This window comes from Mesorhizobium sp. 2RAF45 (assembly GCF_052115225.1).
Lineage (GTDB): Bacteria > Pseudomonadota > Alphaproteobacteria > Rhizobiales > Rhizobiaceae > Mesorhizobium > Mesorhizobium jarvisii.
This window is the reverse complement of the sequence record NZ_JBFRGG010000029.1, coordinates 1-9,149: the sequence shown is the minus strand read 5'-3', so window position 1 is coordinate 9,149 and position 9,149 is coordinate 1. Positions and strand designations below refer to the sequence as shown.

Genomic DNA, 9,149 nt, shown 5'->3' with positions numbered 1-9,149 from the left:
CAAACACTGGATGCGCCAGGCTCAGAAACGCACCGTCGAGGACACGTGGCGCTACATCGGCCACCTCGTCGAAACCATCGAGGCAGCCGAATGCAAGAACTACTTCGAAAACGCAGGCTACGCTTCCGTCAAAACGTGAAAGGCTCTAGCGGAGGGCCAGGCCCTCTCACCCGCAGCCAGAGCCACTCCATTATTGCCCCCGCATGAAGATGCGCATACATTATGCGCATGTTGCGGAGGCTATTATGCGCAAGATTGCCTTGAATGCGATCCGTCAGCCAGCCAATCTGTCGATCGACTCGAACCTCATGAGGGAAGCCAAGGGGCTTGACGTGAATGTCTCACGCGCCGCGGAAGCCGGCATCGCGGAGGCGGTTGCGGCGGAAAAAGCGCGGCTGTGGAAACTTGAGAACCGCGCGACCATGGATGCCTGGAACGATTACTTCGAGAAACACGGCATTCCGCTGGAAGAGTTCCGGCAGTTCTGATGCCTCGCTATGACGTCTTCGCTGGCCGCATCGAAGGCAACTATCTGCTCGACGTTCAATCCGACCTGCTCGACAATTTCAAGACGCGGGTAGTCGTCCCGCTTCTGCCCGTTGCAACAGTGCCGCCGCCGATGCGAAAGCTTCATCCGACCTTCGAGATCAACGGCCGAAAGCTGGTAATGGCCACGCACCTTATTGCCACCGTTCCAGCGAGCGAATTGGGTGAAAGTCGGCTGAACCTGACGAAGCACCACGACGACATCGTCGCCGCGCTCGACATGCTGTTACAAGGCTTCTGAACGAAGGCGGCCGTTGCGCCGCCTTCTTAGCCCGCCGTCTTCGCCTGCCAGGCCTTGATCGCCTCGTCGAACACCTTCTCGCCGGGAATGCCTTTTTCCATGGTCAGCAGGGCCCGGCGCCCGGTCTTGTAGACGACCGGAACGTCGATCCAGTCCTGGCCGCGCAGCAAGGTCATGTTGGCGTCCTCGTCGGCCTTGGTGTCGTTGAGCGCGACGAGGAAGAATCCGTCGGCGATCTTGGCCGGTATACCGATCAGCGGGCTGCCGGCATCCTGCTCGGAACTCTTCATCGCGACGCGCAATATGTTGTCGACGCCGCCGCCCTCGAAACCGTCGGGCGTCAGGAAGATCATCTCGATGATGTGGCTGGCTGGCAGCGTCTGGTCGGTGTTGCGGCGGATGGTCATGCGCAACTGGATGTCCTTGCCGGGTATGGTCGCCTCGGCGCGGATCGCCGGCTCGGGCGGCAGGTCGCCACCGGGCGATTCCTGCACCAGCGACCAGACGATGCTGCCAGGCTCGGCCGAGCCCTGCGCGGTGCTGGTGCGCTCCTCATAGAAGATCGCCTTCTGGCCGACCGGCACCGAGGCCGCCGCCGCCGGGGCAGCCGGTGCCGTGGGCGTGGCGCCCGCTGGGGCGGGCGGCGTAGCGGCAGCATTGGCCGGGGCGGCGGGTGTAGTTCCGTTGGCAGGCGGGGTTGCGGCGGGCGCGGCGCCCGCCGCGGGTGCGGTCGCGGCAGGTGCTGCCGCGGCGGGCGCTGCCGGGGGCGGATTGGCCGGCGCATTCGTCGCCGATGGCGGTGTCGTCAGCGCGGCGACGGATTCACCCTCGCCTATACCGGTTTGGCCACCGGCCGGGCCGGGGTCGGTTTCGCCACCTTCGGGCGTCAGCCGCTGCGTGAATTTCGTCGCCTCGGCACCTGCCGCGGGCGCTGGTGCCGCCGGGGCGTCGGTCGCCGGCTTGGCCGGCGCCGGTTTCACCGGTTCGGTCTTGGCGACGACCTTGCTGCCGTCCAGGCCCAGCATCTTGCTGAAGGCGTCCTTGTTGAGCCAGATGCCATAGCCACCGCCGGCAACGACCAGCAAGGCCACGACGGCGGCGATCAGCCCGCCATAGCTGCGTTTGCGCTCGGCCGGACGCAGGCGGAAAGTGTCGGCTGCCGCCGGCTCTTCATCGTTCGGGAAGACATCGGCGCGGTCATCGTCCTGGTCCGCATCCATGCCCGGCAAGGCAGGATCGGCGAGATCGGGGGCCACCGGTTGCACCGGCGTGGGTTTCTGCCAGCTTGGCTCGGCCTTGGCTACGGGCGAAGGCGCGGACTGGTAAGGTTCCGGGGTGGCGGCAGGCGGCGGCGCGGGACGGTAAGGCTCGGCCTTGGCGGCGGGCGGTGCCGGCCACGCCGGCTCCGCCTTCACCGGCTGGCGCGTGTGGCTCGGCTGGTTCTTGTTGCGGTCGATCGAGGAAAAGATGTGCTCCAGCTCCGCGAGCGGGTCCGTTTCCGGCACGCTCTTGGCATACTCGCGCTCGACGCTCGTAATGGCGTTTTCCAGTGAGCGCTTTTGCGCGCTTATGGCTTCGGTGGCCAGCGGCGGCGAATATTCCGCGAGCTTCTTGGCCAGCATGGAACGAACGCTGTCATAGATGCGCGTACGCTTTTCGGGCGTCTCGTCACCGTGCTTGTCGAGCGCCTTTTTCAGAACAGCAACAAAATCTGCCATGCTTCAGTCGACCTGTATTTTGCTTCCGCGCCGGCCCCCGCAAATCAGCCGTGATGCCCGGAAAGGCTTCAGAAACTAGTCTTGAAACGGATCGGTCACAAGTATCGTATCGTCCCGTTCCGGGCTGGTGGAGAGGAGTGCCACCGGCGCGCCTATCAACTCCTCTATGTATCGGACATATTTGACGGCCTGGGCCGGAAGGTCGTTCCAGCTGCGCGCGCCGGCAGTGGTGCCTTTCCACCCTTCCAGCGTCTCGTAGACCGGTTCGACACGGGCCTGCGCGCCCTGGCTCGCAGGCAGGTAATCGATCATCTCGCCGTCGAGGCGATAGCCGGTGCAGACCTTGATCTCGTCCAGCCCGTCGAGCACGTCGAGCTTGGTCAGCGCGATGCCCTTGATGCCGTTGACGGCGACAGCCTGGCGCACCAGCACCGCGTCGAACCAGCCGCAACGGCGCTTGCGCCCGGTGACGACGCCGAACTCATGGCCGCGCGTGCCGAGGAATTCGCCGATCTCGTTCTTCTGTTCGGTCGGGAACGGACCTTCGCCGACGCGCGTCGTGTAGGCCTTGGTGATGCCGAGCACATAACCGATGGCGCCCGGACCGACGCCCGAGCCGGCGGCGGCCTGGCCGGCCACCGTGTTGGACGAGGTGACGAACGGATAGGTGCCGTGGTCGATGTCGAGCAGCGTGCCTTGCGCGCCCTCGAACAGGATTCGCTCGCCGGCGCGGCGCTTGTCGTCGAGTATCTTCCAGACACGGTCCATATAGGGCAGGATCTCGTCGGCGACCGACGTCAATTCGGCCATGATCGCGTCATGCGTGACTTCGCCATGGCCAAGCCCGCGGCGCAGCGCATTGTGATGCGTCAGCAGCCTGTCGACCTTCAGGGGCAGCGTTTCCAAATCCGCCAGATCCATCACCCGCACCGCGCGTCGACCCACCTTGTCCTCATAGGCCGGACCAATGCCCCGGCGGGTCGTGCCAATCTTCGTCCCGGAATTCGACGCGGCGTCCTCGCGGAATCCGTCCAGCTCCCGGTGCAGCGACAGGATAAGCGCTGTGTTTTCGGCTATTTTCAGGCGATCCGGCGTTACTTCGACGCCCTGCGCCTTGAGCTTCGCCACTTCGGCCACGAAAGCATGCGGGTCGAAGACCACGCCATTGCCGATGATGGACAGCTTGCCCTGCCGCACGACGCCCGACGGCAACAGCGACAGCTTGTAGACCTTGCCGTCGACGACCAGAGTGTGGCCGGCATTGTGGCCGCCCTGGAAACGCACCACGACATCGGCGCGCTCCGACAGCCAGTCGACGATCTTGCCCTTGCCTTCGTCACCCCACTGCGAGCCGACGACCACCACATTGGCCATGTTTCTTTTCCCTTGAGACGCCGCCGAGCGGCTTGGATATGGTTCGAAACGACAGGCCTCTATAGCGTCAAGACCTCGCGAGTGCGACCTTTCTTTGCCGCCGAAAATGCCCTGAGGCACAACAATTTTCGGCTTTGACATCATTTACTTGGGCTGAGAGGGGCAATAGGCCGGCAAACACCGCAACGCATCCGTCGCGGCCGGAATCCCGCGATGCATCGAAGCGCCTACTTATTCCTGCTGCTCACCACCTTGCTGTGGGGTGGCAATTCGGTGGCCGGCAAGCTGGCGGTCGACCACGTCTCGCCGATGATGCTGGTCTTCCTGCGCTGGGTGCTGGCGGTGGCGATCCTGCTGCCGATCGGCTGGCGCACGATCCAGGAGGACTGGCCTGTGGTGCGCCGGCACTGGCTCGTTCTGGCGGCACTCGGCGCCAGCGGCTTCACGTTGTTCAACGTGATCTTCTACACGGCACTCAACTACACGACGGCGATCAATGTCTCGATCGAACAGGCGGCGATGCCGATCCTGATCATGACGGCCAATTTCGTCTTCTTCCGGCTGCGCGTGGACTGGGCGCAGATCGCCGGCGTCGTGCTGACCATTGCCGGCGTGATCCTGACCGCTTGCCACGGCGATCCGCGCCGGCTGCTGACGCTGGAGCTCAATTTCGGCGACGCCATCATGCTGGTGGCGGTCGTCCTCTACAGCGGCTATTCGGTCGGCCTGCGGCTGAAGCCGGCGCTACGCTGGCAGAGCCTGATGCTGGCCATGTCGATCGCCGCGCTCATCACCTCGCTGCCCTTCTTGCTGTGGGAGGTCGCCGCCGGCAAGGCCATCATGCCCGACGCACGCGGCTGGACGGTCATCGTCTACACCGCGATCGGCGCCTCGGTCGTCTCGCAGATAACCTACATCAGGGGCAACGAGCTGATCGGCGCCAACCGCGCCGGCCTGTTCATCAACCTGGTGCCGATCTTCGGCACGTTGCTTTCGGTGCTGATCGTCGGCGAGACGTTCCAGCTCTATCAGGCCTTGGCGCTTGTGCTCGTGCTGGGCGGCATCGGGCTTGCCGAACATAGCGGGCGCAAGAGCGCTATGACCCGGTCGGCCAAAGTGCGCTGAGCAGCAAGAAGGCGCGACAAACGCCGCGCCTGCTAATCTTGGCGAAAAGCCTGGATCAGATGCCGCCGACGTCGAACTGCAGCCGCTTGGCCGAGTCGATCGACTTGTGCGCCCGCACCTGCTCCAGCACCTTTTCCGGGAACGGCGCGTCGAGATAGAGCAGCGCTATGGCGTCGCCGCCCGGCCGGTTGCGGCCAAGCTGGAAGTTGGCGATGTTGACGCCATTCTCGCCGCACACCGTGCCGAGCAGGCCGATGATGCCGGGGGCATCGGCATTGGTGGTGTAGAGCATGTGCTGGCCGACCTCGGCGTCGAGGTTGATGCCCTTGATCTGGATGAAGCGCGGCTTGCCGTCCGAGAAGCAGGTGCCGGCGATCGAGCGCGTCCTGTGCTCGGTCTTGACCGTCAGCTTGATGTAGCCGTCGAACACGCCTGACTTGTCGCGCTTGACCTCGGCGACGATGATGCCGCGCTCCTTCACCATGATCGGCGCCGAAACCATGTTGACGTCGGAGACCTGCGGCCGGATCAGCCCGGCCAGCGTCGCGCTGATCAGCGCGCGCGTGTTCATCGTCGCGGTTGAGCCGTCGAACAGGATCTCAACCTCCGTGATCGGATCCTCGGTGACCTGGCCGACAAAGGCGCCGAGCACTTCGGCGAGCTTGACGAAGGGCTTCAGCCGCGGCGCTTCTTCCGCCGTGATCGACGGCATGTTGATGGCGTTGGAGACCGCGCCCTTGATCAGATAGTCGGCCATCTGCTCGGCGACCTGCAGCGCGACATTCTCCTGCGCTTCCGCCGTCGAGGCGCCGAGATGCGGTGTCGCCACCACGTTTTCCATGCCGAACAGGGCGTTCTGCTCGGCCGGCTCGACCTCGAACACGTCGATGCCGGCGCCCGCCACCTTGCCGCTCTTCAACGCCGCGATCAGATCGGCCTCGACGATCAGCCCGCCGCGAGCGCAATTGATGATGCGCACGCCGTTCTTCATCTTGGCGATTGCCCCGGCGTCGATGATGTTGCGCGTCTTGTCGGTCAGTGGCGTGTGCAGTGTGATGAAGTCCGCGCGCGCGAACAGCTCATCGAGCTCGACCTTGTCGACGCCGAGCTCCTCGGCACGCTTGTCCGACAGGAACGGGTCGAAGGCGATGACATGCATCTTCAGGCCGACGCCGCGTGTGGCGACGATCGAGCCAATATTGCCGCAGCCGATGACACCCAGCGTCTTGCCGGTGATCTCGACACCCATGAAACGGTTCTTCTCCCACTTGCCGGCATGGGTCGAGGCGTTGGCTTCCGGGATCTGGCGCGCCAGCGCGAAGATCATCGCCACGGCGTGCTCGGCTGTCGTGATCGAATTGCCGAAGGGCGTGTTCATCACGATGATACCCTTGCGGCTCGCCGCCGGGATATCGACATTGTCGACGCCGATGCCGGCGCGGCCGATGACCTTGAGCCTGGTGGCGGCGTTGATCAGCTTTTCGGTGACCTTGGTCGCCGAGCGGATGGCAAGGCCGTCATACTGGCCGATCACCTCGAGCAGCTTTTCCTTGTCCTTGCCGAGGTCGGGCAGATAGTCGACCTCGACGCCGCGATCCTTGAAGATCTGCACGGCGGTGGGAGAGAGTTTGTCAGAGACGAGAACGCGGGGCGCCATGGCGGCCTCCTTGAAATGGGATTGATCCGGGAATGGGCGGCCCGCGGGCCGCCACGGAAAGTCTCAGGCCGCCGCTTTCAGCGAAGCCTTCTGCGCGGCGAAGGCCCAGTCGAGCCAGGGCAGCAGCGCCTCGAGATCGGATGTCTCGACCGTCGCACCACACCAGATACGCAGGCCGGGAGGCGCGTCGCGATAGGAGCCGATGTCATAGGCGACGCCTTCCTTGTCGAGCGCCGAGACCAGCCCCTTGGCGAAAGCCGCCTGACCGTCGGCGTCGAGCGCCGCCACATCGGCATCGGTGAAGGACAAGCAGACCGAGGTGTTCGACCGCGTCGCCGGCTGGACGGCGAGATGGCCGAGCCAGGAGGACTTGTCGACAAATCCGTCGAGCACGGCGGCATTGGCATCCGCCCTGGCGACCAGTGCATCGAGGCCGCCGGTCGACTTCGCCCAGTGCAGCGCGTCGAGATAGTCCTCGACACACAGCATCGACGGCGTGTTGATGGTCTCGCCCTTGAAAATGCCCTCGATCAGCTTGCCGCCGGAGGTCAGGCGGAAGATTTTCGGCAGCGGCCATGACGGCTTGTAGCTCTCCAGCCGTGCGACCGCGCGGGGCGACAGGATCAGCATGCCATGCGCGCCCTCGCCGCCCAGCACTTTCTGCCAGGAGAACGTGACGACATCGAGCTTTTCGAAATCGAGCTTTTGCGCGAAAGCCGCCGAAGTGGCGTCGCAGATGGTCAGACCCTTGCGATCCGCCGGGATGAAGTCGCCATTCGGCACGCGCACGCCCGACGTGGTGCCGTTCCAGGTGAAGACCACGTCGCGGTCGAAATCGATCTTGGCCAGATCCGGCAATTCGCCATAGCCGGCCTCGAGCTTGCGCACGTCGGGCAGCTTCAGCTGCTTGACCACGTCGGTGACCCAGCCGGAGCCGAAGCTTTCCCAGGCGACCATGTCGACGCCGCGCTCGCCGAGCAGCGACCACAGCGCCATCTCGACGGCGCCTGTGTCCGACGCCGGTACGATGCCGATGCGGTAGTCGGCCGGAACCTGGAGGATTTCGCGCGTCAGCTCGATCGCCTGTTCGAGCTTGGTCTTGCCGATCTTGGCGCGATGAGAACGGCCGAGCGCGGCATTCTTGAGCGCCTCGACCGACCAGCCGGGGCGTTTTGCGCAAGGACCTGAGGAGAAATTGGGGTTTGCCGGACGGAGTCCGGGCTTCGTATGCGTCGTCATCGTGGTCTATCCTTCCAGATAGTGGCCCCTCGTTGGGGAGGGGTGGCCCACGGACGGCGATATGCGTTCAGGCCTCGGGCGTCAAGAGGAAAGTTTTTGTCGCTGCCGGGATACCGGCGGTCCGCGATCAGGATCGCGTGATCTCAAACGCGAACGGCGGACCGCTGGGATCCGCCGCTAAAGTCTCGCCCGGTCCCTTGTCTACCAGAGATCGTAGCGCAGTCCGAGTTTGATCTGGTGATTGCTGATGCCCTTGTGGACCGGGAAGGAGGTCAGACTTGCGGCCGTGACATATTCGGCATCCGGGGCGGAGAAGTACTGATAGCCGAGGTCGACCGAAACGTTTTTCGACACCTGGTAGGCAAGGCCCGCATTCAGCGTATAGGCCAAGGAGTACTTCGTCTTGTCGTCTGTCTGGACGAAATCGTCGGTGGGGTCGCCATTGTTGGTGAAATAGTTGGCCGAGAGCTGGCGCGTGCTCTGTACGATACCGACGCCACCGCCCACATACGGGGTGATCCCGACATAAGTGCCAAGGTCGACATAGCCGTTGAGCATGAGCGAGTAGGCGTAATTCTTCAGGTTCGCCGATGCGACGGTAGAGGTTGCCGGCGGCACAACGCTCAGTGTATCGTCATAGCCAACGCCGATTTTGTTGCCTGGCAGATAGCCGAGATTGAGATCGGCGCGCAGATAGTCGTTGAAGTGATAGCCAAAGCCGATGCTGGCAAAGATCGGATCTTCTTTCTCGTCGAAGCTCGCCGGCGTGAAGGCGAAATCATCGTTCTTGAAGCTCTTCTGCACCAGATAAGAGACGTCGCCGCGCAGATACCAGCCGGAGCCGACCTCGACCGGCACATAGTCGGGCGCCTGATCGGTGTAGATCGGCGGATCGTAGTCGGCAGCGATTGCCGGCGTCAGCGGCAAGAGACCGAGTCCGGCAAGCGCCAGCACAATACGCGATGTGAGTGTCATAGTCCCGACTCCCGGATTTGACGACACCTGCGATCAACACGGCAGCCATCGTTTCAGGAAGCATTGTTAACCATAGTGGTTAAGTCACGGTTAAGGCTAATAGAGCGTTAGCGAATTCATTTCAGCTAGAGCGGTTCACGGCTTGATGGAATCGAAGGGGATTCCCGATTTGTCGGTTTTGTGATTCATGTGTGGACGGCCCCCGTTGAGCAAGAAGATTCTGACAATGGCAATACTGAAGCGGTCAGGTTCATTCATGTGTTCGGCCTGTTTT

Annotated in this window: 8 protein-coding genes and 1 pseudogene; 4 read left to right on the top strand and 5 right to left on the bottom strand. The window is 63.5% G+C overall.

Features of this window, described 5'->3' with window-relative positions:
* The 3 genes and pseudogenes from AB4Z43_RS33335 to AB4Z43_RS33325 all read left to right on the top strand — a co-directional run.
* Window positions 1-139 (top strand): annotated as a pseudogene (locus AB4Z43_RS33335) (IS630 family transposase); the annotation flags it as partial.
* A gap of 106 nt (window positions 140-245) precedes the next feature.
* Window positions 246-488 carry a type II toxin-antitoxin system CcdA family antitoxin gene (locus tag AB4Z43_RS33330; protein WP_064981208.1) on the top strand — a complete coding sequence of 81 codons (243 nt, stop codon included), beginning with the start codon at window positions 246-248 and terminating at the stop codon, window positions 486-488.
* Complete coding sequence (locus AB4Z43_RS33325; RefSeq protein ID WP_038650237.1) at window positions 488-787, top strand: CcdB family protein; 300 nt, start codon at window positions 488-490, stop codon at window positions 785-787. The genes AB4Z43_RS33330 and AB4Z43_RS33325 overlap by 1 nt, the downstream gene beginning before the upstream one ends.
* Before the next feature lie 26 nt (window positions 788-813).
* Here AB4Z43_RS33325 and AB4Z43_RS33320 read toward each other — a convergent pair whose 3' ends face one another.
* Window positions 814-2,505 (bottom strand): hypothetical protein, encoded by a 1,692-nt coding sequence (locus AB4Z43_RS33320; RefSeq protein ID WP_441940969.1) that lies wholly within the window; start codon window positions 2,503-2,505, stop codon window positions 814-816.
* A gap of 75 nt (window positions 2,506-2,580) precedes the next feature.
* A complete protein-coding gene (locus AB4Z43_RS33315; protein WP_010912013.1) occupies window positions 2,581-3,879 on the bottom strand; it encodes an adenylosuccinate synthase in 1,299 nt (432 codons plus the stop codon).
* A 213-nt stretch (window positions 3,880-4,092) separates the two neighbouring features.
* On the opposite strand from AB4Z43_RS33315, the gene AB4Z43_RS33310 reads away from it, so the two are divergent.
* Window positions 4,093-5,004: a DMT family transporter gene (locus AB4Z43_RS33310; RefSeq protein ID WP_441940967.1), complete on the top strand. Its 912-nt coding sequence runs from the start codon at window positions 4,093-4,095 to the stop codon at window positions 5,002-5,004.
* Window positions 5,005-5,059: 55 nt separating this feature from the next.
* On the opposite strand, the gene serA is transcribed toward AB4Z43_RS33310, so the two are convergent.
* From serA to AB4Z43_RS33295, 3 genes are all read right to left on the bottom strand, one after another.
* A complete protein-coding gene (gene serA, locus AB4Z43_RS33305) occupies window positions 5,060-6,661 on the bottom strand; it encodes a phosphoglycerate dehydrogenase (RefSeq protein ID WP_019861724.1) in 1,602 nt (533 codons plus the stop codon).
* 63 nt (window positions 6,662-6,724) lie between these two features.
* Entirely contained in the window at window positions 6,725-7,900 is a 1,176-nt protein-coding gene (locus tag AB4Z43_RS33300) for a phosphoserine transaminase (RefSeq protein WP_064981217.1), read from the bottom strand.
* Between the two features lie 201 nt (window positions 7,901-8,101).
* Window positions 8,102-8,875, bottom strand: coding sequence for an outer membrane protein (locus AB4Z43_RS33295; RefSeq protein WP_064981221.1), 774 nt, complete (start codon window positions 8,873-8,875; stop codon window positions 8,102-8,104).
* Window positions 8,876-9,149 lie beyond the last annotated feature (274 nt).

What these genes read in the sequence shown, in the direction of transcription:
- AB4Z43_RS33330 (WP_064981208.1), top strand. Translation starts at nt 246, where the DNA reads ATGCGCAAGATTGCCTTGAATGCGATCCGTCAGCCAGCCAATCTGTCG.
- AB4Z43_RS33325 (WP_038650237.1), top strand. Translation starts at nt 488, where the DNA reads ATGCCTCGCTATGACGTCTTCGCTGGCCGCATCGAAGGCAACTATCTG.
- AB4Z43_RS33320 (WP_441940969.1), bottom strand. Translation starts at nt 2,505, where the DNA reads ATGGCAGATTTTGTTGCTGTTCTGAAAAAGGCGCTCGACAAGCACGGT.
- AB4Z43_RS33315 (WP_010912013.1), bottom strand. Translation starts at nt 3,879, where the DNA reads ATGGCCAATGTGGTGGTCGTCGGCTCGCAGTGGGGTGACGAAGGCAAG.
- AB4Z43_RS33310 (WP_441940967.1), top strand. Translation starts at nt 4,093, where the DNA reads ATGCATCGAAGCGCCTACTTATTCCTGCTGCTCACCACCTTGCTGTGG.
- serA (WP_019861724.1), bottom strand. Translation starts at nt 6,661, where the DNA reads ATGGCGCCCCGCGTTCTCGTCTCTGACAAACTCTCTCCCACCGCCGTG.
- AB4Z43_RS33300 (WP_064981217.1), bottom strand. Translation starts at nt 7,900, where the DNA reads ATGACGACGCATACGAAGCCCGGACTCCGTCCGGCAAACCCCAATTTC.
- AB4Z43_RS33295 (WP_064981221.1), bottom strand. Translation starts at nt 8,875, where the DNA reads ATGACACTCACATCGCGTATTGTGCTGGCGCTTGCCGGACTCGGTCTC.